The organism is Mesorhizobium sp. BR1-1-2, assembly GCF_020165435.1.
Taxonomy (GTDB): Bacteria; Pseudomonadota; Alphaproteobacteria; order Rhizobiales; family Rhizobiaceae; genus Mesorhizobium.
On record NZ_JAIUID010000005.1, the window covers coordinates 545,899 to 572,464 of the forward strand.

The window sequence follows — 26,566 nt, forward strand, 5'->3', positions numbered from 1 at the left end:
TGTTTGGCTTCAGGCTCGAGCCAAGGAGCCAGAAATGCCGGAGGGGACAGTCTTGAAGAACCGGATCATCCTCTGGGGATCGGTCAGCTTGGTTTTTGCAATCCTCATTGTCGCTGGCGGCTTCTTCTATTTCCATGCGTTTTCTCCAGATCGCGGCAAATATCCTGTCAGGGGCATCGACGTTTCGCATCATCAGGGCCGGATCGACTGGCGGCGCGTTGCAGCCGCCGACGTCGCCTTTGCGGTCATCAAGGCGACCGAGGGCGGCGATCATGTCGACGATGCCTTCGCCACCAATCTGCGCGAGGCTCGTGCTGCTGGGCTCGCTGTCGGCGCCTATCACTTTTTCACCTTCTGCCGGCCGGGCGCCGACCAGGCGAAGAATTTTATCGCCGTGGTGCCGCACGACCAGCCTTTGCTGCCGCCGGTTGTCGACATCGAGTTCGGCGGCAATTGCCCGCAGCGTCCTTCGCCCGAACACCTCGACGCCGAACTCCAGGCCTTCCTCGGTCCCGTTGAAGCCGCCTTTGGCAAGAAGGCTATCATCTATATGACGGACGATGCAGCAACGGCCTATGCCGGGCAGATCGCCGCCCGCCCGCTCTGGCTTCGCTCACTGCTGGTCGAGCCGGGTCGCGACGATTGGGTCTACTGGCAGTACCACAACAGGGGCCGCGTCGAGGGCATCGTCGGTGACGTCGACCTGAACGTTTTGCAAGGCGGCCAGGAGACGCTGGCCGCATTGTTCGCACCGGTATTGTAAGGCAATTCCAGACTACAAGTCGAGGAACGCCGCGATCTCGCTGAAAACGTTGACGAACATCGCTTCGGTCAGGACCCCGGTGTTGGTGTTGTAGCGCGAGCAGTGATAGCTGGAAAACAGCGTGATGCCGCCGGCCTCCTGCCGTCCGCCATGCTTGAAGGGATAGGCGGCGACGCGCTGGCCCAGTGCGCGCACGGTCGACTGGTGCGCGATCGAACCAAGTGCCAGCACGGCGCGCAAATTGGGAAACCGTGCGATCGTCGGCACAAGGAAGGTCCGGCAGGTGGCGATCTCGGCGCCCACAGGCTTGTTCTCGGGCGGCACGCAGCGGACGGCGTTGGTGATTGCCGTTCCAACGAGTTCCAACCCATCGTCAGGCCGCGCCTTGAATTCGCCGCGCGCCAAGCCGTGCGCGATTAACGTGCCGTAGAGCAGGTCGCCGGCATAGTCGCCCGTGAAAGGCCGGCCCGTGCGGTTCGCTCCGCGCAGGCCGGGCGCAAGCCCGACGATCAGCAGCCGAACCGAACCGCCGCCTTCGGGCGGCAAGAAGGTCGGAACCGGGGCGTTGAACCACGATGGCTCGCGTTGCCGCCACTCGGCAATGAAGCCATGCAGCCGCGGGCAGAGCGGGCAGTCGCGATCGGGTTCCGGGGAGGCAGCGAGACGTGCGGCCAACGCCGCCGTCCTCAGTACTCGTCCTCTTCCGTCTCGGCCGGTTCGGGTCGGCGCACCGGCCTTTCGGAGGGATCGCGGCCCACCTCGTTCTTCAACGTCATCAAGTCAATGAAATGATCGGCCTGGCGGCGCAGATCGTCGGATATCATCGGCGGCTGCGAGGCCATGGTCGAGACGATCGACACCTTGCGCCCGCGCCGTTGCAGCGCCTCGACCAGCGTGCGGAAATCGCCGTCCCCGGAGAAGATGACATAGTGGTCGACGACATCGGCCAGTTCCAGCGCATCGACGGTCAATTCGATGTCCATGTTGCCCTTGATCTTGCGGCGGCCGGTCGAGTCGGTGAATTCCTTGGCCGGCTTGGTCACGACCTTGAAGCCGTTATAGTCGAGCCAGTCGATCAGCGGCCGGATCGAGGAATATTCCTGATCCTCGACCAGGGCGGTGTAATAGTAGGCGCGCAGCAGGTAGCCGCGTTTCTGGAAGCTCGACAGGAGCTTGCGATAATCGATGTCGAAACCGAGCGCGCGCGACGTGGCGTAGAGATTGGCGCCGTCGATGAACAGGGCGATCTTTTCACGGGGGTCGAACATGGAAAAATTCCTTTTCGAAATAAGCGGCCGTCAAAACGAAATGCGACTATCAGTAGGGCTCGCAATAAACCGGCTGACCTTACGCTTTTCGAAATAACGCCAGTTTTGTGGCAATCCAAGGGTGCGTTGCCGCACTGCAAGCAATTGTGATCGCCGGCTTGGTACCGGGCGCACCGGACCTCGACTGAAACCGGTTTCGGGGGAAATCCGGCAAAGCAATGACGGATCGTCCGTTCTCCGGCCCCGGCATTCCATAATGCTTGTATTTCGGCGGCGTTCGGGTTATTGACCGCGCCTGTTTTCCATTAAATCCAGGCATGAAAGGGGCAAATCCATGGCCCGCGTAACCGTTGAAGATTGCATCGACAAGGTCGACAACCGCTTCGAGCTGGTGCTTCTGGCCGGCCACCGTGCTCGTCAGATCAGCCAGGGCGCGCAGATCACCGTCCCGCGCGATAATGACAAGAACCCGGTCATCGCACTGCGCGAGATCGCCGACGAGACACTGTCGCCCGATGACCTCAAGGAAGACCTGATCCATTCGCTGCAGAAGCATGTCGAGGTCGACGAGCCCGAAGCCGATGGCGAGGCGATCGCCGATCAGACCGGCGCAGCCGTCACGGCCGCCGATACCGATGATGCCGAGGACAACATCGCCTTCGATCGCATGACCGAGGAAGACCTGCTGGCCGGCATCGAAGGCCTGGTGCCGCCGGAAAAGAGCGACGACTACTAAGACTGCTTTGCGGAGGCGCCTGGAACAACCTTCCGGTACTTCCGTCCCGGCAGTTTCGTGGCTATCTAGTACCAACTGTCGCAAATACCAGATGCAGTTTTGGCCGCGCTTGGCATAATGCGTGAATCTGGTATTTGCGACAGTTGGTGCCGGACATGCGCCGTGCGGCAGTGCGGCGCATGATTCATTTCATCGCCGAGAGATTCCGCCCATGATGCGTCAGTATGAGCTTGTCGAGCGCGTCCAGCGCTACAAGCCTGACGTCAACGAGGCGTTGCTCAACAAGGCCTATGTCTATGCCATGCAGAAGCATGGCCACCAGAAGCGCGCTTCCGGTGACCCCTATTTCTCGCATCCGCTCGAAGTCGCCGCCATCCTCACCGAGATGCACATGGACGAGGCGACGATCGCCGTCGCCCTGCTGCATGACACGATCGAGGACACCACGGCGACCAGGGCCGAGATCGACGAACTGTTCGGGCCCGAGATGGGCAAGCTGGTCGAGGGCCTGACCAAGCTGAAGAAGCTCGACCTCGTCTCCAAGAAGGCCGAGCAGGCCGAGAATCTGCGCAAGCTTCTGCTGGCGATCTCGGAAGACGTGCGCGTGCTTCTGGTCAAGCTCGCCGACCGCTTGCACAATATGCGCACCCTCGACCATGTGCCGGAAGCCAAGCGCCTGCGCATCGCCGAGGAGACGATGGATATCTATGCGCCGCTGGCCGGGCGCATGGGCATGCAGGGCATGCGCGAGGAACTGGAAGAGATCGCCTTCCGCTACATCAATCCGGAAGCCTATCGCGCCGTCACCGCCAGGCTCGCCGAGATTTTCGAGCGCAACAAGGGTGTGCTGTCCGAGATCGAGAAAGCGCTGTCGGCGCTGTTCGAGAAGCACGCGATCAAGGCCAGCGTCAAAAGCCGGCAGAAGAAGCCGTGGTCGGTGTTCCGCAAGATGGAGGCCAAGGCGCTCTCCTTCGAGCAATTGTCCGACATTTTCGGCTTCCGCGTCGTCGTCGACAATGTCGAGGACTGCTATCGCGCGCTTGGCGCCATCCACACCGCCTGGTCGATGGTGCCCGGCCGTTTCAAGGACTACATCTCGACGCCGAAGCAGAACGATTACCGGTCGATCCACACCACCATCGTCGGGCCGTCGCGCCAGCGCGTCGAGCTTCAGATCCGCACCCGCGAGATGAACAAGATCGCCGAATATGGCGTCGCCGCCCATTCGATCTACAAGGACACCGGCGGCAAGGCGAACGGTGCGGCCCATTCGATCTCGAAGGAAACCAACGCCTATGCGTGGCTGAGGCGCACGATCGAGCAGCTCGCCGAGGGCGACAATCCCGAGGACTTTCTCGAGAACACCAAGCTGGAACTGTTCCAGGACCAGGTGTTCTGCTTCACCCCCAAGGGCATGCTGATCGCGCTGCCGAAAGGTGCCACGCCCATCGACTTCGCCTATGCAGTGCACACCGATGTCGGCGACACCTGCGTCGGCGCCAAGGTCAACGGCCGCATCATGCCGCTGATGACGGAGCTGAAGAATGGCGACGAGGTGGAGATTATCCGCTCCAAGGCACAGGTGCCGCCGGCCGCGTGGGAATCCGTCGTCGTCACCGGCAAGGCGCGCGCCGCCATTCGCCGCGCCACCAAGAACGCCATCCGCAAGCAGTATTCGGGTCTCGGCGCGCGCATTCTCGAACGGGCTTTCGAGCGGGCCGGCAAGAATTTCACCAAGGAGAGCCTGAAGCCCGTCCTGCACCGGCTGGCGCGCAAGGATATCGAGGACGTGCTGGCATCCGTCGGCCGCGGCGAATTGGCGTCCACCGATGTCATGAAAGCCGTCTTCCCAGATTACAAGGACGAGCGCGTCACGCCGGCGGCGCCCAAGCAGCGCGAGGAAGGTTGGTCGAAGATTCGCAACGCCGCCGGCATGCTGTTCCAGATCCCGGGCCGTGCCGCGCGCAAGGACAAGGACCAGCCGCGCGACGGCGCGGTGCCGATCCGTGGCGTGCGTGGCGACCTGCCGGTGCGTTTCGCGCCGGAAGGGGCGGTGCCTGGCGACCGCATCGTCGGCATCGTGCAGCCGGGCACCGGCATCACCATCTATCCGATCCAGTCGCCGGCGCTGCAGGCTTTCGACGACCAGCCCGAGCGCTGGATTGACGTGCGCTGGGACATCGACGAGCGCACCAAGGAACGCTTTCCGGCTCGTGTTTCCGTCACCGCCATCAATGCACCGGGATCGCTCGCCGACATCGCCCAGGTCGTTGCCTCGAACGATGCCAACATCCATACGCTGTCAATGGTGCGCACCGCGCCCGATTTCACCGAAATGCTGATCGATCTCGAAGTCTGGGATCTGAAGCATCTCAACCGGCTGCTGTCGCAGCTCAAGGACAATTCGAGCGTCAGCGATGCACGGCGTGTCAATGGCTGACTCGGCTGATCTACACGGGATAGACAGATGAATACGGACGAAGTGCTGGATATTTTTCGCCAGGCTGGTGCTGTCCTGGAGGGGCATTTCATCCTGACGTCGGGTCTGCGCAGTCCGGTGTTCCTGCAGAAGGCGCGCGTGTTCATGCATGCCGATAAGACCGAGCGGCTGTGCAAGGCGCTGGCCGAAAAGATCCGCGCCGCCGTGCCGGGCAAAATCGACTATGTCGTCGGTCCGGCCATCGGAGGGCTTATCCCGGCCTACGAGACTTCGCGCCATCTTGGCGTGCCGGCGATCTGGGTCGAGCGGGAAGGGGGCGAGTTCCGGCTGCGCCGCTTCGAGATCGCGCGTGGCGCGCGTGTCGTCATTGTCGAGGACATCGTCACCACTGGATTGTCTATCCGCGAGACCGTCGACTGCCTGCGCGAACTTGGCGCCGAGGTCACAGCGGCGGCCTGCATCATCGACCGCTCGGCGGGCAAGACCGATGTCGGCGTGCCGCTGATCGCGCTGGCCGAGTACGAGGTGCCGGCCTATCCGGCCGATCGGCTGCCGCCGGAACTTGCCGCCATACCGGCGATCAAGCCGGGCAGCCGCAATATCTGAGGCGCGGCATGATCGCCGGCATCGATCATTTCGTACTGACTGTGCGTTCGGTCGAGGCAAGCTGCGCCTTCTACCAGCGCGTACTGGGATTGAAGCGCCTCGACGAACCGGAACGGCCCACTGCGCTGTTGTTTGGAAACCAGAAGATCAACCTGCATGAGATCGGGCGCACCTTCGAACCCAAGGCAAAGGCGCCGACGCCCGGCTCCGGCGATTTTTGTCTCGTCGCCGCAACGCCGCTGGCGGATATACGCGCCAGCCTCGACGCCAATGGCGTTGCCGTGGAAGTCGGCCCCGTCGAGCGCAGCGGCGCTCGCGGCCGCATGATGTCGATCTATTTCCGCGATCCCGACGACAATCTGGTCGAGGTCAGTGAATATCTGGAATAGCCGCCGTTAAATCCGCGCGAGATCGAGCAGCATTGCGCAGCGCCGGCTCGCCGGCATGCCGTCCAGGCGAGGTCCGGTATGGAACGAAACGCCAGCCCGGCGGATTGCTCGATATAGGGCAACTCTTTCGCCTCGTCGTCGCGCGCTGGCCGAATGGTGGTCATGCCGGCCATCCTTCTTTTCCTCAGTTTCGCCTCAATGGCGATCTTGTTACCCCCTGCGGCAGACCATCGCGGCAGCGTTTCGTTGTTCCGAAGCCAGCCTGTCGCTATATCAAAGTCGTTGTTGCCTTTCTGCGCCCCGGAAGCGCAAGATAAGTTGCTGTGACCCGGCTTGGGGTGGCAGGACGGCGGGTATTGGTAGATCAGGAATTGGAATAGAGTGCTTTTTCGACGCCGCGAGCCTGATGGCCTCTTGGAGCGGGTGCGTACCTATCTATGGCCGCGCCGGTCGTTTTCGCGCTCGCTGCAGTACTTCTCCAAGCGCATCCTGCGGCTGAAGGCCACGCCGCATGCGGTGGCGGCCGGCGTCGCCGCTGGCGTCTTTGCTTCGTTCTTTCCGGTGGGCTTCCATTTCGCCATTGCCGCGGTGCTGTGCTGGCTCATCGCCGGCAATCTGGTGGCGGCCGCACTTGGCGCCGTATTCTTCGGCAATCCGCTGACGTTCCCGCTGCTGTGGGGCGCCTCCTGGGAGACCGGCAAGCTGATCCTGCACAACCGCCTGCCGGCGCACGGCCCGCCCGCGCACCTGGGCGAGATGCTGCACAACCTTTCCTTCGCGCAATTGTGGGCCCCCGTGCTGAAGCCGATGCTGATCGGTGCGATACCGCTCGGACTGGCCTTTGGGGTTCTGTTCTACGCCATCACGCGCTGGGGCATGAACGCCTTTCGCGAGCAGCGGCGCAAACGGCTGGCGGAGCGCGCGGCCCGCCATGAGCAAGCGTCTAACCCAAACGCCAGCATCGGTTCCACTGCGCGATGATCATCGGCATCGGCAGCGACTTGATCGATATCAGACGCATTGAAAAGTCCTTGGAGCGCCATGGCCAGCGCTTCATTCAGAGAATCTACACCGAGGTCGAGCAGGCCCGCTCCGAAAATCGTCGGGCGCGGGCGGCCTCCTACGCCAAGCGCTTCGCCGCAAAGGAGGCCTGCGCCAAGGCACTGGGCACCGGCCTGGCGCAGGGCGTGTTCTGGCGCGACATGGGTGTCGTCAATCTTCCGAGCGGCGCGCCCACCATGGCACTGACCGGTGGCGCCGAGGCGCGGCTGAACGCGATTCTGCCAAAGGGCCATCGGGCGATGATCCATCTCACCATCACGGATGATTTTCCGCTTGCTCAAGCCTTTGTGATCATCGAAGCGTTGCCCGTCGAACAAGCGCCACATTGATTGCATCTGACCACCGGCATGACGTTGCCCAGCGCGCGCCGAGACTCTATACCATCCAACGCACAATCGAGGACGACATGAGCGTGGCTGAAAAACCCCAGAAGAAATCCGGCGGGCTTGGCGAAACCGTCAGCGTCATCGTCCAGGCGCTTTTGCTTGCCTTGGTCATTCGCACGCTCTTGTTCCAACCCTTCTCGATCCCGTCGGGCTCGATGCGGCCGACGCTGCTCGAGGGCGACTATCTCTTCGTCACCAAATGGTCCTACGGCTATTCCCGTTATTCGCTTCCCTTCGGCCCGGACATCTTCTCGGGCCGCATCTGGGGCTCCGAGCCGAAGCGTGGCGACGTGGTGGTGTTCAAGTTCCCGCCGGACCCGTCCGTCGACTACATCAAACGTGTGGTCGGCCTGCCCGGCGACAAGATCCAGGTGAAGGACGGCCAGTTGTTCATCAACGGCGTCGGCGTGCCGCGCGTAAAGACTGGACAGATCGACAATCCCGACATCACGGAAAAGGATTACCCGATCGATGTCTATCGTGAGACGCTGCCCAACGGCGTCAGCTACGACACGCTGGATCTGTCGCCGAACTCGATCGGCGACAACACGCGCGAGTTCGATGTTCCGCCAGGTCACTATTTCATGATGGGCGATAACAGGGACAACTCCGCCGACAGCCGCTTCTCCGTCGGCTACGTTCCGGCCGAAAACCTGGTTGGCCGGGCCAACCTTGTTTTCTTCTCGATCGCTGGCAAGGCGAGCCCGCTCGAAATCTGGAAGTGGCCGTCGCTTATGCGTGCTTCGCGCCTCTTCCACTTCGTTAATTAGGGTCATGGCGGCGACAAGACGGCTGACCGCCGACGCGCTCGCCGAAGCGCTGGTGGAGCGCACGGGCCATGCCTTTGCCGACCGCCGGCGCCTGCAGCGTGCCTTGACCCATGCCAGCGCCCGCGGCGCCAATGCCGGCACCGACTATGAGCGCTTTGAGTTCCTGGGCGACCGGGTTCTCGGCCTGGTTGTGGCCGATATGCTGCTGGCCGCGTTTCCCGATGCGGCGGAAGGCGAATTGTCGCTGCGGTTCAACGCGCTGGTCAATGCCGAGGCGCTGTCGGAGATCGCCGAGCACATTGGTTTGCCGGAGCTGATCCGCGCCGGATCCGACGTTCAAGGGCTCGAGGGACGCAAGCGCGTCAATCTGCGCGCCGACGCGCTGGAATCACTGATCGCCGTGCTCTACCTCGACGGCGGCCTGGAAGCGGCGCGCGCTTTCATCCACAAATATTGGCAGCCGCGCTCGCAGGCGTCGGGCGCCGGCCGACGCGACGCCAAGACCGAGTTGCAGGAATGGGCGCATCAGGCGGCAAGCGCCGTGCCCGTCTACCGCATCGAAAGCCGCGAGGGGCCGGATCACGATCCGCTGTTCACCGTCAGCGTCATGGTTGGTGGGTTTCAGCCGGCTGTCGGCAGCGGCCGCTCCAAACGCGAGGCCGAGCAGGCCGCCGCCGCCGCCCTTCTGATTCGTGAAGGTGTCTGGATCGATCAGGGAGACGCGGCATGACAGCCACGGAAGACACGGTTCCGGCCGCGCCTGCTGCCGTTACGCATTCCGGCTTCGTAGCGCTGATCGGTGCGCCCAATGCCGGCAAGTCGACGCTGGTCAACCAGCTTGTCGGCGCCAAGGTGTCGATCGTGACCCACAAGGTGCAGACGACGCGCGCCATCGTCAGAGGCATCGCCACGCACGACAACGCGCAGATCGTCTTCGTCGATACGCCGGGCATCTTCAAGCCGAAGCGGCGTCTCGACACGGCAATGGTGACGACAGCCTGGGGCGGCGCCAAGGATGCCGATATCGTGCTGCTCCTGATCGATGCGGAGCGCGGCATAAGGGGCGATGCCGACGCCATCCTCGAACGCCTGAAGGATGTGCGCCAGCCGATGGCGCTGATCCTCAACAAGGTCGACCGCGTCAAGCCGGAAGTGTTGTTGGCGCTGGCTGCGGCGGCGAACGAAAGAGTGCCGTTCAAGCGCACCTTCATGGTTTCGGCGCTGACCGGCTCGGGCTGCAAGGACCTTCTCGATTACCTTGCCGAGGCGCTCCCGGTGGGGCCCTGGTATTATCCGGAAGACCAGATCTCCGACCTGCCGATGCGCCAGCTCGCTGCCGAGATCACTCGCGAGAAGCTTTACCTCAGGCTGCATCAGGAACTGCCCTACTCCTCGCATATCGAAACCGAGAAATGGGAAGAGAAGAAGGACGGCTCGGTGCGCATCGAGCAGGTCATCTATGTCGAACGCGATAGCCAGAAGAAGATCGTGCTCGGCCACAAGGGCGAGACCATCCGCGCCATCGGCCAGGCGGCGCGTATGGAAATCGCCGGCATCCTCGAGCAAAAGGTGCATCTGTTCCTGTTCGTCAAGGTGCGCGAGAACTGGGGCGACGATCCCGAACGCTACCGCGAGATGGGGCTCGAGTTCCCGCACTAGGATGGATGGATAGCAAGTCGAATATCGATGCAGCTTTGGTCAGCCGGTTGATCGCGGCGCAGTTTCCTCGCTGGAGGCATCTCGCGGTTCGGCCGATTGAACCTGGCGGATGGGACAACAGAAGCTTTCGTCTCGGCGACGAGATGACCGTTCGGTTGCCCAGTGCCGCCGCCTATTCCCTGCAAGTGGAGAAGGAACATCGCTGGCTGCCGAGGCTGGCGCCGCTGTTGCCGCTGCCCATCCCTATACCGCTGGCGATGGGAGCCCCGGCCGAAGGCTATCCGTGGCATTGGTCCGTCTACAGATGGATCGAAGGTGAGACTGCAAAGCGGGAGCGTATCGCCAACCTGGCGGAATTCGCGGCGGACCTGGCCGGCTTTCTGGTTGCGCTGAAGCGGATCGACCCGGTTGGCGCACCGGGGCCGGGCCAACACAATTTCTTTCGCGGCGGTCCGCTGAGCGTCTATGACGGCGAAACGAGACAAGCGATCGCGGCGCTCGACACCCGTATCGATGCCGGCGCGGCCAGCGCTGTCTGGGAAACGGCTCTTGCCGCCCCTTGGCAAGGCCCGCCCGTCTGGTTCCACGGCGATATCAGCTGGGGCAATCTTCTGGTTGAACACGGCAGGCTAAGCGCGGTGATTGACTTCGGCACCTCCGGCGTCGGCGACCCCTCATGCGATCTGGCGATTGCCTGGACGTTGTTCGAGGGGCAAAGCCGTGAAGTGTTCCGCGCTGGCCTCGGCGTTGACGACGCGACCTGGGCACGCGGCCGCGGCTGGGCACTGTGGAAGGCGCTGATCACCGCCGCCGGCGAGATAGACGTCAACTCGGCCGAGATCGAAAAATCCTGGCGCGTGATCGAAGCGGTGCTGGCCGACCACAAGCGCCGGTAATAATGACCAAAACCGTTGGCTGGCGGCTATCGACCAGGGACGCCGAGGCTCCGCGTAGGTCGACTTCTCAGTTGGCCAGCGCGGATTCTTGCAGACGAGTCCGCTGACGTCGGGTTGATCTTCCCATCATGGCCCGTGGTCCGTCCCTGCGTGCCCGTGACCCGCTGAAAAGATCCCTTCGAGGGGATCGGCTTCGGTTTCACGTGGCTGGGGAATGGTTAGGTAGAAACGACCACGGGAGTGGTTTTATTTACGCGAAATTTCTCAAACAATCGGCATTCGTAGAACATCATCATGAATTTGGAAACATACAAGGAATTATTACGGAAATATGACAATGTTCCATTTGTATGGTTCCGTAGTTTGAAGTGAATTGGCTAGTGTTATTTTTGCAACACGGATTTAATCTATGTCATCAATCCGGAATGTTTGTGGAATTGTCATTGAAGGCGGAAGATTGATGGGTATGTTCGCCGCGAAAAGGGGGCGCGGTGCGGGCCTTTTTCGTTATGGGTGAGGCGGGAAATATATCCGCCAACCAAAATCCGAAGCCATTTTTAACTTTGACTGGAGAGGTCAGAAAATGAACATCAAGAGCCTTCTTCTCGGCTCAGCCGCGGCACTGATCGCGGTCTCCGGCGCTCGCGCCGCCGACGCTGTCGTCGTCGCCGAGCCGGAACCCGCTGAATACGTCAGGATCTGCGACGTCTACGGCGCCGGCTACTTCTATATCCCCGGCACCGAGACCTGCCTGCGCATCGGCGGCTATCTCCGCTATGACATAGGCGTCGGCGACAGCGGCACGCTGGATGGCGTCAACAACGTTGCCGATCACATGGACGGCGATAGCCACGACACCTACTACAAGAACATGCGCTTCGCGCTGAAGACCTGGACCGGCCAGGAAACCGAGCTCGGTACGTTGAAGACCTACACCGAGACTCGCTTTCAATTTGGCAACAGCAGCGGCGACTATGAGACTGGCGGCACTGGCTGGCAGGCCGGCAACAAGGCGACCACCCTCAACTTCGCCTGGATTCAGCTCGGCGGCCTGCGCGTCGGTAAGGATGAAACGGCATACGATTCGTTTATCGGCTATGCCGGTAACGTCATCCAGGACACGATCATCCCGTACGGTATCAAGGATACCAACGTCGTGCAGTACTATTTCGACGCTGGCAGCGGCTTCTCGGCCGTGGTCTCGCTCGAAGAAGGTACCGGCGTCAACACGATCGACAGCTATGTTCCGCATGTCGTCGGCGGCTTGAAGTACAAGGGCGACTGGGGTGCGGTCACCGGCGTCGTCGCCTATGACAGCAATTACGAGGAAGTGGCCGGCAAGGTTCGCTTGGACGTCAACGTCGGCAAGGAACTGACGCTGTTCGTCATGGGCGGCTACGGCACCAACGACAACATCAATGACTTCGGCACGGGCCGCACCCAATACAAGCCGTGGGGCGGAAACTGGGCGGTCTGGGGTGGCGGCACCTACAAGTTCAACGACAAGACCTCGTTCAACGCCCAGATCTCCTATGACGACTGGAAGAACCTCGGCGTCGCTGCCAACGTCGCATACACGATTGTGCCCGGTTACACGATCACGGCTGAAGTCGATTACCTCAATGCAGGAAAATTCGACGACGCCGACTTCAACAACTGGACCAAGGCCGACAAGAAGAGCAGCGTCGGCGGCATCCTCCGCTTCCAGCGCTCGTTCTAACGGATCGACTGACCCCACCAGACCCGCCCGCAGCTATGCTGCGGGCGGGTTTTTATGCACCCTTGCGAGAGCCAGCCCAGGCACCAAGCCCGTACCTTGATTTCGCCACCCGATCGGTGAAATGCTCCAGGCATGGAATGGCGCGACGAGGGAATCATTCTCGGCACCCGCAAGCATGGCGAAACCAGCGCCATCCTCGAGGTGATGACGCGTGCGCATGGTCGCCATCTCGGCCTCGTGCGCGGCGGGCGCTCGCGCAAGCAGCAGCCTGTTCTCCAGCCCGGCAACCGAGTCGACCTGCTTTGGCGGGCGCGCCTTGATGAGCACCTCGGCACGTTCCAGGCCGAAGCGATCGAGATGAATGCGGCCAGGTTGATGGAGAGTGCCGTCGCCGTCTACGGCTTGCAGACCATGGCCGCGCATCTGCGCCTGTTGCCGGAGCGCGACGCCCATGGCGGCCTCTACGAGGCGCTGTCGGTGATGATCGTGCATCTCGATGATGTCGATTCCGCCGGCGAACTGGTGGCCCGTTTCGAGCTCCTGATCCTTGACGAACTGGGTTTCGGTCTCGATCTCAGCCAGTGCGCCGCGACCGGCACGCGGCAGGATCTTGCCTATGTCTCGCCGAAATCGGGCAGGGCGGTGTCGCGCGAGGCCGGCGCGCCCTGGCGCGACAAGATGCTGGCGCTGCCGGCCTTCCTGCGTGGCTCCGGCCTGCGCGCCGATCCGGCGGCGATCCAGGATGCCTTCCGGCTCACCGGCTTCTTCTTCACCCGTCATGTCTACGAGCCGCGCGGCATCGAGCAACCAGACTCGCGCGCCGGCTTCCTTGCGGCGCTGCGCAAGCACCACACGACCAAGGGCCTGTCCGAAGAAACCGCCGCGAGAGAAATCATCACATGAGCGAAGTGGAACTTTATCCGGGCCGGGTCTCGCCGCTCGGCCTCGGCACCATTCCGCATGCCGACATCCTTGCCTACACCGGGATGGAACTTTTGCAGCGCATCATCGACGGCAAATATCCGGCGCCGCCGATTTCCTTCCAGCTCAGCTTTGCGCTGACCGAAGTCTCGGAAGGCCGTGCCGTGTTCCGGGGTGTGCCGAACGAGCGCCACCTGAATCCGTTGGGGGGCGTGCATGGCGGCTGGGCGGCGACACTGCTCGATTCGGCGCTTGCCTGCGCCGTGCAGACGCTGCTCGCAAAAGGCGAGGCCTATACGACGGCGGAATTCAAGGTGAACCTGACGCGGCCGATCACGCCCAGGACCGGAGAGGTGGTCTGCGAGGGCAAGGTTATTCACAAGGGTCGCACGCTGGCCGTTTCGGAAGCGACGCTGAAGGATGCCGGCGGCAAGCTGCTGGCTTTCGGCACCGAGACGTGCTCGATCTTCCCGGCCGCCAATCTGGCGGCCCGATAAGGATCGTCCAAAGGCGCACTGGACGAGCGATGAGAACAGCAGGCGCCTATCCGGCTTTTTGACGTTCCACGAAATCGTCCAGGATCGCGCGCTGGCCTTTCAGGATCTTGAGACCGGCCTCCGACTCTGAAAACCAGCCGGCCCGGTCCACTTCGGGAAATTCCTTCATGGACCCCGACCTTGGCGGCCACTCCATGGTGAACATGTTGCTTCTGATGGCATCGGTGTCGACGTCGGCCTCGACGCTCCACGCACTCACGATCTTGCCGCCAGGCTGCCGATAACTGCCGACAGGCTGGAAATCGCCGTTGATGGCGACGCCGAGTTCTTCTTCCGCCTCACGTCGGGCGGCTTTCAACTCGTCCTCGCCTTCGTCGACGAGCCCTTTGGGGATAGACCATGCCCCCTCATCTTTCCTTGCCCAGAACGGTCCACCCGGATGGACGAGCAAGAACTGGAGGGCCCCGGCGTTTCGCCGGTAGATCAGCAGTCCTGCGCTTCGTTGCGGCATACGTATCCTCATGATATCGCTTGGAGAACCCTTTGCGGCCAAGGGTACCATAGGTCACCGGCGGCAGGTTTGGCAGGCAATGTTTCCGGAAACCGGCCATTCGCAACCGATGCCGAGGGTCAATAGGCGCAAGCCGCTGGCTTTCGACACCGAAACATGCTCGATCTTTCCAGCCGCCCATCCGACGCCGTTGGCTGGTCGTTTGCAGGCCACATTTGATTGTCAGTAGCAACTGGTCTGGTTTGGGGGAGCCGCCATGTTTGAAAGCCTGATCGGCCTTGTCGCCATCATTGCGCTGTTCGTCATCATTTCGCGCCAGCAGAGCCGCATTGGCCTGATCGAACGCGAGCTTGGGGCGCTGCGAAGCCTCGTCCTTTCCGGCGCCGTGCCGCCTCTCGCCAAGCAGTCCGAACCGGCGGCGACCGATGGCCAGCCGGCCGACGCCATTGTCGCTGCGGCCGTGGTCGTTTCGCCAACGGCCAGCGAGGCAGCCACCGGGCAGGCGCCGCCGGCTCTGGAAACCGACGCAGCGACTGACGAGGTCAAGCCGGGGCCATGGACAGCACGCGAGGCGGCGCCCAAGGTGGCAGAATCCGAGCCTGTCGCAGCGGTGAAAGCGCCCGGCAAACCCGATATCGAAACGGCGCTCGGCACCCGCTGGGCGGTCTGGGTTGGCGGCCTGGCATTGGCGCTGGGCGGCCTGTTTCTCATCCGCTACACGATCGAAGCCGGAATTTTCGGCCCCGGTGTGCGGCTGACCATGGCCGGGCTGCTCGGCCTTGTGCTGATTGCAGCCGGCGAATTTATTCGCCGCACCGGCTTCAGGGTGCCCGTGCAAGGCGCCGCAGGCGCCTACATCCCGGCGATCCTGACCGCGGCGGGCGCCTTCATCCTGTTTGGCGCCGTCTATGCCGCACATGGCATCTACGGTTTTATCGGGCCGGCGCTCGCCTTCACGCTGCTCGGCGCCATCGGCATAGGGACGATTGCTGCCGCCCTTGTCCACGGCCAGGCGCTGGCTGGTATCGGCCTCGTCGGCGCCATGGTGACGCCGATGCTGATCGCTTCTCAGGCGCCCAATCCCTGGGCCCTGTTCGGCTATCTGGCGATCGTGCTTGCCGCCACGAGCGTGATAGCCCGCATGCGCGATTGGAAATCGCTGATGGCGGCAGCCTTCGTCGGTACCGGCATCTGGACGATCCTCTACATGACCGATGCGCCGGGCGCGAATTTGTCGGTCATCCTGTTCATAACCGCCGTCACGCTGGCCGTGCTCGCCTTCGTCTGGCTCGGCCGCCGAGACGACGAAAGCGGATCAGCCACGGCTTTCGACTGGCCCTCCATCGCGCCGGGCCTGTTTGTTGCCCTCTCAGCGTTGGGCCTTTCGGTCGATCCGGCCTTCGCGGCCGCCGGCGATGCCCTGCCGGGAGCCATCGTGCTCGCCGCGATGGTGGCCGTCGCGTTCTATCGTCCCCCCGCGCTGCCGCTGCTTCATGCGGCCGGAGTGGTTACGGTGCTGATCTATCTCGGCATCATCCCGCCGACTTCGATCGTTTCCGACTTTTCGGGCGACGCCTTCGGCATCGATGGCCTGCCGCTGGCGGCGTCGAACGCGCTGACCTTGCGCATCGGTGTTGTGCTTGGCCTTGTCTTCATCGGCGTCGGTTTCTGGGCCGCCCGTAAATTTGCCGCCGCGACCCATTTCCGCGCTGCGTCATGGGCGGCGTGGGGCGTCATCGTGCCGTTGGTCGTCCTGCTGGCACTCTGGTTCACGTTCGGCAATCTCGACCGCGATCTTGCCTACGCCGCTGTGGCGGCGCTGCTGGTCGTGGTTTTCGCTGCCGGCGGCGAGTGGATCGCGCGCGGAGAGCAACCGCCATTGCAGGGCAGGGCGGCCGTATCCTTCGCGCTCGGCGGAGTCGCGCTCGCCGGCCTGCTGATGCTGCATATGGCCTTCAGTTCCGGCTGGACAACCATCCTGCTTGGCGCGGCCGCAATCGTGCCAGCGCTGGCCACGCGCTGGCGTTCCTATCCGGTGCTCGGCTGGATTTCGGTCGGCGCGGTCGCGGCGGTGCTTGGCCGTGTCATCTTCGATCCGACCGTCGTCGGCGCCGGGTTCCTGTCGGCGACGCCGGTCTTCAACTGGCTGCTGCCGGGTTACGGCGTGCCGGCGCTCGCCTTCGGTTTCGCCGCCTGGCAACTGGCCCGCACCACCGACGGCCGGCCACGCCTTGCCATGGAAGCTTCGGCGGCGCTGTTTGCACTGCTGACGCTTGCCATGCTGGTGCGTCACGCCATGCATGGCGGCGTCCTCAACAGCGATGCGCCCACGCTTGCCGAACAGGCCATCTACACGCTGATCGCAATCGGTGCCGGCGCCATATTCGTGGCCATCGACAGGCGCTCGCCGAGTTCCGTGCTGCGCTACGGGTCAATGGCGGCGGGCGTGATTTCGGTCGCCTTCATCATCGTGCAGCACCTGCTGGTGCTGAACCCGCTTTTCACGGACGAATCGACCGGGCGGATCCCGGTCTTCAACCTGCTGTTCCTCGGCTATCTCCTGCCGGCGGTCGCAGCCGGCGGGCTTGCGCTCTATGCCCGCGACAAGCGGCCGAAATGGTATGCCGCCATGCTGGCGCTGGCGGCGGCACTGCTTGCCTTCGCCTATGCCACGCTGTCGGTGCGGCGCCTGTTCAAGGGCGAGTTCATTGGGCTGTGGAGCGGCCTTGGCCAGTTGGAAACCTACACCTATTCGGCACTCTGGCTGGTGATCGGCGTGGCGCTGCTGACAGCCGGCGTCTGGCTGAAGTCGCAGGTGCTGCGCATAGCCTCGGCCGCATTGATCGCAGTCGCCGTACTGAAGGTGTTCCTCTTCGACATGTCGGAGCTGGAGGGTGTGCTTCGCGCGCTGTCCTTCATCGGCCTTGGCGCCGTGCTGATCGGCATCGGCCTGTTCTACCAGCGGCTTTTGACCAGAGCGGCGAAGGGGACGTGAAGCCTTGTCTCTAGCGTCTTGACGAAATTTACGATGTTGTGACGACAAAGCCGATCGGTTCCTTCAACCCGGCTTTCGTCCGCAAGATTGCTGGTCTTATTAAAGAGGCGGCTACAAAACGTCGCCTGCGCGGCTCAGTCCGAAAATAGCGGGCACCCGGTCCAACTATTCTGAGCTGCTATTCAAAACTGTCTGGACCGGAGGCCATCACAACCACTGACGAGCCGGATGCCTAAATCCGGCGACTTGCCTCGATACTATCATTTGTGGACGCGAGAGGCCTAGTTAGGTAACCCAGTATGCCCCGGGAATAAACCCGCCGCTCCCATCGTTATATCATTGCTTGGGTGACCGGGGCGGTGGACCGCTTCGCACTGGCTGCTTGCGTCGCGCCGCGAAGGCGCGTTCAATCTGATGAATAGGGCAATTCCGAAAACCAGCGGTCATGGACGAAAAGAAGGCAGCAATCCTCGGCGAAATACCGCGCCTGCGCCGCTACGCACGCTCGTTGTTGCGAGACCGCGACGCCGCCGACGATCTCGTCCAGGACTGTCTCGAACGGGCCCTCATGCGGCTCGACAACTGGCAGACGGGAGAAAGCCCCAGGAGGTGGCTGTTTACGATCATGCACCATTTGTTCATTGACCAGATGCGCAAAGTGAATCGGCGCGGCGAAGCCGCGATGCTGCCGCTGGAAGCGGGCGAGGCGGTTGCACAGCCGGCCGAGCAGGTGGAAAGCATCGCCTCGCGCGAGATCGTCGACGCATTGCAGGCGATCAGCCCCGACCGCCGTGCCGCGCTCGTCATGGTCGCGATCGAAGGCTTTTCCTATGCCGAGGCCGCCAACATCTTGGGAGTGCCGGCCGGAACGCTGATGTCGCGCATTGCACGCGGGCGCGAGGAGTTGCGCGGACTGCTGGACGACACGGCACGCCGCCGTTCGATAAGGATCGTCTAGAAATGATCCGCCGCGATTTCTCCGAACGCGACATCCACATGGCACTCGACGGCGAGTTGCCGGCCGATGAGCGCGCCGCCTATGACGCATGGCTCGACGCCACTCCCGAGATGAAGGCGAAAAGCGCCCGTTTCATCGCCGACAGGGCAGCATTGCGAGACGCCTTCGCTGGCGTGATCGACGAGCCGGTGCCGGTGCGCTTGCGCAAGGTGGTGCTTGGCGAGGCGCCAGCCAGGGCGCCAATGCCACGCTCGCGCTGGTGGCTTGCCGCCGCCGCTGCCGGGCTTCTGGCAGCGGGCGGGCTTGGCGGCTACTTTGCCGGCAGCGACGGTATTGGCCGGGAAGATCAGGCCGAGGACCAGTTGGCCGAGCAGGCGATCGCCGCGCATGTCATCTATGCCGCCGAGAAGCGGCATGCGGTGGAAGTGCCGGCAAGCGACAAGGACCATCTGCTGACCTGGCTGTCCAACCGGGTCGGATTGAAGCTGGTTGCGCCGGACTTGACCGGCAGCGGGTTCCAACTGGTCGGCGGCAGGTTGCTGCCGGCCGGCGAGAGCAAGGCGGCAATGCTGCTCTATGAAGACGACAAGGGCGAGCGCATATCGCTCTTTGTGACGGCCGAATCGGTGGAGAACGCCAGGGGAACCTACGCTTCGGAGCAAGCCGGCCCGCAGGCGGTCTACTGGCTTGACAAGGGCTATGGTTGCGCTGTCGTCGGCTCAGTGCCGCAAGAGCAATTGGCGATCGTGGCCAAGAGCGCCTACAGCCAGCTTCTGGCCGGCCTGTCGAGTTGAACAGGATCGTTTTTTGGCAGCGCCGCCTACCCGAAAACGGCGACCTTGTTCGAGGCCTTCATCCCGTCGGGCCGGCGCCGAATCTGTCACAATTCGGCCCGAATCGAGGTGCGATAGCGCTTTATGGACGCTGCCATTTTCGGCTGCTGTCCGGACGTTTCGAATAGGGCCTTCATCACAACCCAATCGAGGTTTTCCAAGCCCGCATGCCTGCCGAGATCCGCACGGCCCGCGCGACTGACGTCGATGATCTCGCCGCCATCGAGAAAGCTGTTTTCTCCAGCGATCGCATTTCCCGTCGCTCCTTCCGACAGTTCATCGAGCGTGAGACCGCCGAGACGCTGGTCGCCGAAAGAGATGGCCGCGTCGCCGGTTATGCGATCGTCCTGTTTCGCAAGGGCAGCGGCGTGGCGCGCCTTTATTCGATCGCCACCAGCCCCTTTTTCGGCGGCCTCGGCATCGGCCGTCGGTTGCTGACGGCGGCGGAGGAGGCGGCCTTCGAGCACGACCGCATGATGCTGCGCCTGGAAGTGCGGGAGGATAATGCCCGCGCCATCGGCATCTATGAGCAGGCGGGCTACCGCAAGATCGGCCGCGAACCCGACTACTACGAGGACGGCGCCACGGCGCTGCGCTACGAGAAGACCTTGCGCGGCGAACTTCCGGTCGCCACCCGCGTGCCGTTCTACCAGCAGACCTGCGAATTCACTTGCGGTCCCTGCTGCCTGATGATGGCCATGGCCAATTTCGATCATGACTTCGTGCCGGACCCGGTCAGGGAAATCCGTCTTTGGCGCGAAGCGACGACCGTCTTCATGATGTCGGGCCCGGGTGGCTGCGAGCCGTTCGGCCTCGCGGTCGCCGGCTATGAGAGCGGCCTTGCGGCCGAGATCTACGTGTCGTTCTACGGCGCGTTGTTCCTGCAGTCGGTACGCAGCGCGGACAAGCGCCGGGTGATGGAGCTGGCCCAGGTCGACTTTCGCCGACGCGCGGAACTTTACGGCATCCCGGTGAATTACCGTTCATTCACCATTGACGACATTCGCGCCGCGATCGCGAAAGGAAAATTGGTGCTTGTGCTGATCAGCGGCTTCCTGATGTTCGGCAAGAAGGTGCCGCACTGGGTGTTGGCCATCGGCGACGACGGCGACCATATCCTGATCCACGATCCCTGGGTCGAGGACGAGAGGCAGGAGACCATCCTTGATGCCGCCAACATTCCCGTGCCTTACGGCATCTTCATGAACATGGCGCAGTTCGGCCGCGACGGACTGCGCGCCGCCATCACTCTGGGGAAGCGCTGATAACAATGACCTGGGTTATCTTAACTGGCCGGCAGAGCGATCTCGACCAGGTGGCGACACCGCACAAGATCATCACCAACCGCGACTATCTCGCGCATCCGGCGCTGTTTCGCGGCCAGCGTCCCAAAGTCATCAACCTGTCGAACAATTACGGCTACCAGAGCCGCGGCTATTATGCCTCGCTGCTGGCGGGTTCGCGCGGCCACAAAGTCATCCCGACCGTCGAAACCATGATCGATCTGTCGGAGCGCAAGCTTTACGAACATGCGCTGCCGGAACTGGAGCTGGCGCTCAACAAGTGCCGCAAGGATCTTGGCGGCGCTTTTCCGGCGAAGGTCTGCATCTTCTTCGGCATTGGCCCGTCCAAGGTGTGGGACCGATTCGCCAAGCTCCTGTTCGACTGGTTCCGCGCGCCGGCGCTCGAGGTCCACGTCAAGGACAGCGCCGAATGGGCCTCGATCCGCAAGATCGGCTTTCATCCCCTGGCGCGCATGACCGAGGAGGAGGAGAGCTTCTTCCTGCGATGCCTGGAGACCTACACCAATCGCGAATGGCGCGACACCAAGGGCCGCACGCCGGCGCGCTACACCTTCGCCACGCTGGTCGACCCGCATGAGGAATTGCCGCCGTCGGAAATCTCCTCGCTGCGCTACTGGGCCAGGATCGCCGAAAAGATGGGCGTCGAAATCGAGCCGATCACCAAGAGGGATCTTGCCAAGCTCGCCAATTACGACGCGCTGTTCATCCGCGAGACCACCTCGATCTCCAATCATACCTATCGTTTCGCGCGCCGCGCCCAGCAGGAAGGCATGCCGGTCATCGACGACCCGCTGTCGATGATCCGCTGCACCAACAAGGTCTATCTCAACGAACTGATGGCCTACAACAAAGTGCCGGTGCCGCCGACCGTGATGATAGCCGGCGCTTCCGACCTTGAGCTGGCGGCGCAGACGCTGGGTTTTCCGCTGGTGCTGAAGATCCCGGATTCCTCCTTCTCGCGCGGCGTCAAGAAATGCGCCAATTTCGAGGAATTGAGGACGCTCGCCACGGAATGGCTGGAGGATTCCGACCTTCTGATCGCGCAGAAATTCATCCCGACCGAATATGACTGGCGTGTCGGCGTGCTCGGCGGCCAACCGCTGTTTGCCGTGCACTACCTGATGGCCAAGAAGCACTGGCAGATCGTCAACCACAAGGCCAGCGGCAAGCCCGACCAGGGCGGCATCAAGACCTTCACGCTGAAGGAGACGCCGCCCCATGTCGTCGAGACGGCAGTCAAGGCGGCGCGCTGCATCGGCGACGGCCTCTACGGCGTCGACCTCAAGGAAACCAAGGACGGCGTCTTCGTCATCGAGGTCAACGACAATCCCAACCTCGATCATGGCTGGGAGGACTCCGGCGAGAAGGACGAGGTCTGGGTACGGCTGACGCAATGGTTCCTGGAGCGTTTGGAGCGGCCGGGCCGATAATCATTCAAGCGGGGGCAGAGATGCTGTTTTTGGTGACCGAGGATTTTCGCGGCTGCGACCGCAAGGAGATCTACCGCCGCTTCCGCGATCGCGGCCGCCTGAAACCCGACGAGCTTCTGGTGCACCATAGCTGGATCGCGGCGGACATGAGCCGATGTTTCCTCCTGGTGGAGGCCGACGACGTCACGCTGCTGCAGCGCTGGGTGATCGAGTGGGCGGATCTGGTGGAGTTCGAGATCGTTCCCGTGGCGGCGAACAAGGACATGGTCGAAGCATTGAGCGGGCACCTCTGAACCGTCGCCGCTTGCCCACTCAACCGAGCGCCGGCGAGCCCACCACCCGCTGGCATTCATCGATCAGCCAGGCGCGGAACACTGCCACGGCGTCTCTTCTTGCGCTCCGCTGCGGAATTGTCAGGCAATAGGGCTGGCGCAGCGCAATCGCGCCGGCGACAGGCCGGACCAGCCGGCCGTCCTCCACGGCCTCGGCGCAATAGATCCCTTGCGCCAGCGCCACGCCCAGACCCGAAATGGCGAGGTCGAGCGCCGCGCGCGAGGAGTTTGCCGACAGGCCGCGCTGAATGCCGCGTCCAGGCGCGATGCCGGCCGCCTCGAACCAGCTGCGCCATGAGGGAAAGGAAGCGCCGGTCGGTCCCCAGTCGGTGTGGATCAGGGGCAGCCCGGCGAGCGGACCGCCATCCGGCTCCAGCACGCTGGCAAGCTTTGGTGCGCAGACGGGATAAACCGCGTCCTGGACAATGTCCTCGGTCGGGTGCTCACGATAGTGCGGACCGTAGGAGAGCCTGACGTCGATCAGGTCGCGGTCGAACGACACCGGGTCGTCATCGCCCCTGAGAGATATGTCGACGGCACCGTGGATGGCGATGAAACCGGCAAGGCGCTCGGAAAGCCAGCCCATGGCCATGGACGGAGGGACCGAGACGACGAGCCGTGGGCGGAACGCATCGCCTGCAAGCTGGCGCGAGACGCTGCCGATTTCCTGGAAGGCCATGGTCAATCGGGGCAGCATCTCGACGCCAGCCTCGGTCAGGACGACACGCCGGTTGGCGCGGTGGAACAGCTTGCGGCCAATTTGCTCCTCGACGATGCGGATGAGCTGGCTGACTGCGGCGGCGGAGACCGAAAGCTCTTCCGCCGCAGCGGCGAAGCTGCCGGTGCGCGCCGCCGCCTCGAAGGCCTGAAGACCTCGCAACGATGGAAGTGCGACCATGGCGGTGACCCAAAAGGATAAGTTCAGCTTATCTATATTGCAGAAATCCTCGTTGTTAGAAAAGTTTCTTGCTGGGGTATGCTGATCGAATGAATTCAATCGGCCGGAATGCCCCTATGGATCATCGCGACGTGATCGCCTCGCTGACGAATGAGGAGCGCAGCCGGCTAACCGGCAAGTCGGATGGGCCCGGCCTCGTTCAGCTCGCTTTCCACCTTGGCGCGATCTTTCTCCTCGGATCGCTGATCGCCGCCAAGGTGCCGTTCTGGCCGCTGTTGATGCTGCCGCAAGGCATGCTGATCGTGTTCCTGTTCACGCTGCTGCATGAGACGGTGCATCGCACGGCTTTCGAAAGGCAATGGCTGAACGACGCAGTCGCGCGTGTCTGCAGCCTGGCGATCGCGCTGCCGGCCGACTGGTTCCGCTATTTCCATTTCGCCCATCACCGTTTCACACAGGATCCCGAACGCGATCCGGAGCTGGCTTTCCCGAAGCCGGAAACCTGGCGGCAGTACCTGGTCCACGTTTCCGGGCTTCCAGTGTGGTTGGGGCATCTGAAGACGCTCTACGCCAATGCAATGGGACGTTGCCAGGACAACTACGTTCCCCCGAAGGGGCGTCCGAAGGTACGCGCCGAGGCGCGCGCCATGATTGCCTTCTATGCCGTCGTGCTGATGCTCGCGCTGTGGTTCAAGGCAACGGTGCTGCTCCATGTCTGGATATTTCCCGCGCTGCTCGGCCAGCCGTTCTTGCGGCTCTACCTGTTGGCCGAGCATGGCCGCTGCCCCTTCGTCGCCAACATGCTGGAGAATACCAGGACGACGCTGACCAACTGGGCTGTGCGCAAGCTTGCCTGGAACATGCCCTTCCATGCCGAGCATCACGCCTATCCGGGCGTGCCCTTCCACCGGTTGCCGGAGTTTCACGCGCTGATCGAGCGGCATCTGAAGGTAGTCGAGCCGGGTTATGTCAGCTTCCACGAAAAATACATCGAGACGCTGCGCTGATCTATGCCGTCAGCCGGTCTGGCTGCGCACCGCGCTCGATTTCAACAGGTGCCGAATCTCCGCAGCGTTTGACGGCACGCCAATCAGATAGCCTTGCGCCTCGACGCAGCCGTTTCGGCGCAGCATGTCGAGCTGTGCTTCGGTTTCTACGCCTTCGGCGGTGACCGTGATCCCCAGTTCGGTGCCCAGCCCGATGATCGTGCGCACGATTGCCGCGGTGTCGCGATTGCCGATATCGGAAATGAAGGAACGGTCGATCTTGATCTTGTCGACGGGAAAGCGCCTGAGATAGCCGAGTGAGGAATAGCCGGTGCCAAAGTCGTCGAGCGCGATGCGGATGCCGAGTTCGCGCAGCTGTCGCAGTCTCCTCAGGACGTCTTTGCTCTCGTCCATCAGGACGGTTTCGGTGATCTCCAGTTCCAGTCGTCCAGCCGGCACGCCTGAGAAGGCCAGGGCAGAGATGACGCTGCGAGCAAAGCCGCCGCTTTTGAGCTGCACGGCGGAGACATTGACCGCAACGCGCAGGCCAGGCGGCCAGGCTGCCGCTGTCGCACAGGCCTTCCTCAGCGCCCATTCGCCAAGCGGCACGATCAGCCCGGTTTCCTCGGCGACCGGAATGAACTCATCCGGCGCCACCGTGCCGCGCGAGGGCGAGTGCCAGCGCATCAGGGCCTCGGCGCCGACGATCTCGCCCGAAGCTATGGCCATGATCGGTTGGAAATCGAGATCGAATTCGCGGCTCGGCAGCGCCGTCTCGAGATCGGCCTCAAGCGCCCGGCGCGCGCGCACCGTGGCATCCATGCCGGGCTCGAAGAAACGGTACAAATTGCGCCCTTCGCTTTTTGCCCGGTAGAGCGCCATGTCGGCGTTTGTCAGCAATGTATCGGCGTCCCTGCCATCGCCGGGAGAAAGCGCGATGCCAAGGCTGACGCCGACATGCATGTCCCGGCTCTTGTCATGAAACGGTTTGGCGATGGCCTCGACAATGCGTTTTGCCAGTTTTTCCGCGCTGGCCAGTCCCTCGACGTTGAACTGGACGATGACGAATTCGTCACCGCCAAAACGGGCAACGATATCCGCGTCGTTGTCCACGCAGCGCAGCAGTCTTGCGGCCACGCCTTTCAGCAGCCGGTCGCCGGCCGGGTGTCCCCACGTGTCGTTGACGGCCTTGAAGCGGTCGAGGTCGAGGGAGAAGATTGCCAGCGGTCCCGCCGCCGCATCCTCCAGTGCCCGGTCGAGCCGGTCGCGAAACATCGAGCGATTGGGCAGCCCAGTCAGCACGTCGTGATGCGCAAGATGGGTCATGCGCTCCTCGGCAAGCCTGCTCTCGGTCACGTCGTCGAAAGTGGCGACCCAGCCGCCGCCGCTCATCGGCCGGCGGGCGATCATCAGCGTTCGTCCGTCGGCGAGCCGGCGGGGCGTCGACCGCGTCTGGCCGGCCAGCAGGCGAGCCTCGGTCCTCGAAACTTCGTCCTCGACATCTATGGGCGCATAGACGCCAAGGCGCACCAGCCGTTCGAGGAGCTCGCGGTGAGTCATGCCGAGCGGCAGATCCGCCTCGGTCACACGATAAAGCTCCAGGATGCGCTGGTTGCGCACGATCAGCCTGCCGCCGGCGTCATACATCAGCAGGCCCTGCGACATGTTCGCGAGCGCCGCGTCGAAGCGGCGATGCTGTTCCTTGAGATCCTGTTCGGCGCGCCGTTGCTCGGTGATGTCTTCGTAGATCGAAACCCAGCCGCCCGATGCCAATGGCCGGTGCGAGATGCTGATGATGCGTCCATCAGAGAGCGCCTCCTCGTAGGACGAGGGTTTCGCTCCATCGATATAGGGCTTGCGGATGGCGTAAAGTTCTTCGGCGCTTTGCGAGGCGATGCCGACATCGACGCTGTGCCGCAGGATGTCGATGAAATGGATGCCCGGCCGCGCTACGTTGGCGTCGAGGCAGAAGATGTTGATATAGTTGCCGTTGCAGATGATCATGCGCTCGTCGGCGTCGAACATGCAAAGGCCATGCGACATGTTCTCGATGGCCGCCGAAAAGCGTTCGTTTTGTTTGCGCAGTTCGTCTTCCATTTGACGGGGACGATCCACGCCTTCGGCCCCCTGTTCAGGGACGGCCGAACCATCCTTGGCGTCAGCGACGGGCATAAGGCTTGCCTGCGGCTCGTGATCGAACACCGCA

At 62.9% G+C, this 26,566-nt stretch carries 26 protein-coding genes; 21 read left to right on the forward strand and 5 right to left on the reverse strand.

Annotation, left to right across the window (positions count from 1 at the left end; all coding sequences use genetic code 11):
* The first annotated feature begins 52 nt into the window (after window positions 1-52).
* Window positions 53-763, forward strand: coding sequence for a GH25 family lysozyme (locus tag LB551_RS15105; RefSeq protein ID WP_224659725.1), 711 nt, complete (start codon window positions 53-55; stop codon window positions 761-763).
* Between the two features lie 12 nt (window positions 764-775).
* Here the strand turns inward: LB551_RS15105 and LB551_RS15110 are convergent, their stop codons facing one another.
* Both LB551_RS15110 and LB551_RS15115 read right to left on the reverse strand, forming a co-directional pair.
* The gene (locus LB551_RS15110) at window positions 776-1,438 is read right to left on the reverse strand and encodes a uracil-DNA glycosylase (protein WP_224659681.1); all 663 of its coding nucleotides are present in this window, start codon (window positions 1,436-1,438) and stop codon (window positions 776-778) included.
* 11 nt (window positions 1,439-1,449) lie between these two features.
* On the reverse strand, window positions 1,450-2,031 hold the full coding sequence (locus LB551_RS15115) for an NYN domain-containing protein (RefSeq protein WP_140494612.1): 582 nt from the start codon (window positions 2,029-2,031) through the stop codon (window positions 1,450-1,452).
* Between the two features lie 334 nt (window positions 2,032-2,365).
* Between LB551_RS15115 and rpoZ the strand changes: the two genes are divergently transcribed.
* From rpoZ to LB551_RS15180, 13 genes are all read left to right on the forward strand, one after another.
* The gene (gene rpoZ, locus LB551_RS15120) at window positions 2,366-2,767 is read left to right on the forward strand and encodes a DNA-directed RNA polymerase subunit omega (RefSeq protein ID WP_140494610.1); all 402 of its coding nucleotides are present in this window, start codon (window positions 2,366-2,368) and stop codon (window positions 2,765-2,767) included.
* Window positions 2,768-2,978: 211 nt separating this feature from the next.
* Window positions 2,979-5,207 (forward strand): RelA/SpoT family protein, encoded by a 2,229-nt coding sequence (locus tag LB551_RS15125; RefSeq protein WP_140549345.1) that lies wholly within the window; start codon window positions 2,979-2,981, stop codon window positions 5,205-5,207.
* Between the two features lie 27 nt (window positions 5,208-5,234).
* The gene (gene pyrE / locus LB551_RS15130) at window positions 5,235-5,813 is read left to right on the forward strand and encodes an orotate phosphoribosyltransferase (RefSeq protein WP_224659682.1); all 579 of its coding nucleotides are present in this window, start codon (window positions 5,235-5,237) and stop codon (window positions 5,811-5,813) included.
* An 8-nt stretch (window positions 5,814-5,821) separates the two neighbouring features.
* A complete protein-coding gene (locus LB551_RS15135; protein ID WP_224659683.1) occupies window positions 5,822-6,202 on the forward strand; it encodes a VOC family protein in 381 nt (126 codons plus the stop codon).
* 381 nt (window positions 6,203-6,583) lie between these two features.
* On the forward strand, window positions 6,584-7,183 hold the full coding sequence (locus LB551_RS15140; RefSeq protein WP_140549343.1) for a DUF2062 domain-containing protein: 600 nt from the start codon (window positions 6,584-6,586) through the stop codon (window positions 7,181-7,183).
* Entirely contained in the window at window positions 7,180-7,593 is a 414-nt protein-coding gene (gene acpS / locus LB551_RS15145) for a holo-ACP synthase (RefSeq protein WP_140494597.1), read from the forward strand. The genes LB551_RS15140 and acpS overlap by 4 nt, the downstream gene beginning before the upstream one ends.
* A gap of 77 nt (window positions 7,594-7,670) precedes the next feature.
* A complete protein-coding gene (gene lepB, locus LB551_RS15150) occupies window positions 7,671-8,420 on the forward strand; it encodes a signal peptidase I (protein ID WP_140517805.1) in 750 nt (249 codons plus the stop codon).
* Window positions 8,421-8,424: 4 nt separating this feature from the next.
* Window positions 8,425-9,150: a ribonuclease III gene (gene rnc / locus LB551_RS15155; RefSeq protein ID WP_224659684.1), complete on the forward strand. Its 726-nt coding sequence runs from the start codon at window positions 8,425-8,427 to the stop codon at window positions 9,148-9,150.
* A complete protein-coding gene (gene era, locus LB551_RS15160; RefSeq protein ID WP_224622919.1) occupies window positions 9,147-10,079 on the forward strand; it encodes a GTPase Era in 933 nt (310 codons plus the stop codon). Before rnc ends, era begins: the two co-directional genes overlap by 4 nt.
* Before the next feature lie 5 nt (window positions 10,080-10,084).
* Window positions 10,085-10,975, forward strand: coding sequence for an aminoglycoside phosphotransferase family protein (locus LB551_RS15165; RefSeq protein ID WP_224659685.1), 891 nt, complete (start codon window positions 10,085-10,087; stop codon window positions 10,973-10,975).
* Between the two features lie 583 nt (window positions 10,976-11,558).
* A complete protein-coding gene (locus LB551_RS15170) occupies window positions 11,559-12,695 on the forward strand; it encodes a porin (RefSeq protein ID WP_224659686.1) in 1,137 nt (378 codons plus the stop codon).
* Window positions 12,696-12,827: 132 nt separating this feature from the next.
* Complete coding sequence (gene recO, locus LB551_RS15175) at window positions 12,828-13,598, forward strand: DNA repair protein RecO (protein ID WP_224659687.1); 771 nt, start codon at window positions 12,828-12,830, stop codon at window positions 13,596-13,598.
* Window positions 13,595-14,113 carry a PaaI family thioesterase gene (locus LB551_RS15180; RefSeq protein ID WP_224622911.1) on the forward strand — a complete coding sequence of 173 codons (519 nt, stop codon included), beginning with the start codon at window positions 13,595-13,597 and terminating at the stop codon, window positions 14,111-14,113. The genes recO and LB551_RS15180 overlap by 4 nt, the downstream gene beginning before the upstream one ends.
* A 46-nt stretch (window positions 14,114-14,159) precedes the next feature.
* Here the strand turns inward: LB551_RS15180 and LB551_RS15185 are convergent, their stop codons facing one another.
* Window positions 14,160-14,624, reverse strand: coding sequence for an NUDIX domain-containing protein (locus LB551_RS15185; RefSeq protein WP_140549403.1), 465 nt, complete (start codon window positions 14,622-14,624; stop codon window positions 14,160-14,162).
* Between the two features lie 256 nt (window positions 14,625-14,880).
* Here LB551_RS15185 and LB551_RS15190 point away from each other — a divergent pair, with 256 nt between their 5' ends.
* From LB551_RS15190 to LB551_RS15215, 6 genes are all read left to right on the forward strand, one after another.
* Window positions 14,881-17,619 (forward strand): DUF2339 domain-containing protein, encoded by a 2,739-nt coding sequence (locus LB551_RS15190; protein ID WP_224659688.1) that lies wholly within the window; start codon window positions 14,881-14,883, stop codon window positions 17,617-17,619.
* A 445-nt stretch (window positions 17,620-18,064) separates the two neighbouring features.
* Entirely contained in the window at window positions 18,065-18,577 is a 513-nt protein-coding gene (locus LB551_RS15195; protein ID WP_140549337.1) for an RNA polymerase sigma factor, read from the forward strand.
* A 2-nt stretch (window positions 18,578-18,579) separates the two neighbouring features.
* Window positions 18,580-19,371 carry an anti-sigma factor family protein gene (locus LB551_RS15200; protein ID WP_224622907.1) on the forward strand — a complete coding sequence of 264 codons (792 nt, stop codon included), beginning with the start codon at window positions 18,580-18,582 and terminating at the stop codon, window positions 19,369-19,371.
* 206 nt (window positions 19,372-19,577) lie between these two features.
* Window positions 19,578-20,675, forward strand: coding sequence for a GNAT family N-acetyltransferase/peptidase C39 family protein (locus LB551_RS15205; protein WP_140549335.1), 1,098 nt, complete (start codon window positions 19,578-19,580; stop codon window positions 20,673-20,675).
* Between the two features lie 5 nt (window positions 20,676-20,680).
* Window positions 20,681-22,144 carry a RimK family protein gene (locus LB551_RS15210; RefSeq protein WP_224622905.1) on the forward strand — a complete coding sequence of 488 codons (1,464 nt, stop codon included), beginning with the start codon at window positions 20,681-20,683 and terminating at the stop codon, window positions 22,142-22,144.
* 20 nt (window positions 22,145-22,164) lie between these two features.
* Window positions 22,165-22,437, forward strand: coding sequence for a DUF3303 domain-containing protein (locus LB551_RS15215; RefSeq protein ID WP_140549333.1), 273 nt, complete (start codon window positions 22,165-22,167; stop codon window positions 22,435-22,437).
* 19 nt (window positions 22,438-22,456) lie between these two features.
* Here the strand turns inward: LB551_RS15215 and LB551_RS15220 are convergent, their stop codons facing one another.
* Entirely contained in the window at window positions 22,457-23,374 is a 918-nt protein-coding gene (locus LB551_RS15220; RefSeq protein WP_224659689.1) for a LysR substrate-binding domain-containing protein, read from the reverse strand.
* Window positions 23,375-23,490: 116 nt separating this feature from the next.
* On the opposite strand from LB551_RS15220, the gene LB551_RS15225 reads away from it, so the two are divergent.
* Entirely contained in the window at window positions 23,491-24,381 is an 891-nt protein-coding gene (locus LB551_RS15225) for a fatty acid desaturase family protein (protein ID WP_140549331.1), read from the forward strand.
* Window positions 24,382-24,390: 9 nt separating this feature from the next.
* Here the strand turns inward: LB551_RS15225 and LB551_RS15230 are convergent, their stop codons facing one another.
* The gene (locus tag LB551_RS15230; RefSeq protein ID WP_140549330.1) at window positions 24,391-26,532 is read right to left on the reverse strand and encodes a putative bifunctional diguanylate cyclase/phosphodiesterase; all 2,142 of its coding nucleotides are present in this window, start codon (window positions 26,530-26,532) and stop codon (window positions 24,391-24,393) included.
* Window positions 26,533-26,566 lie beyond the last annotated feature (34 nt).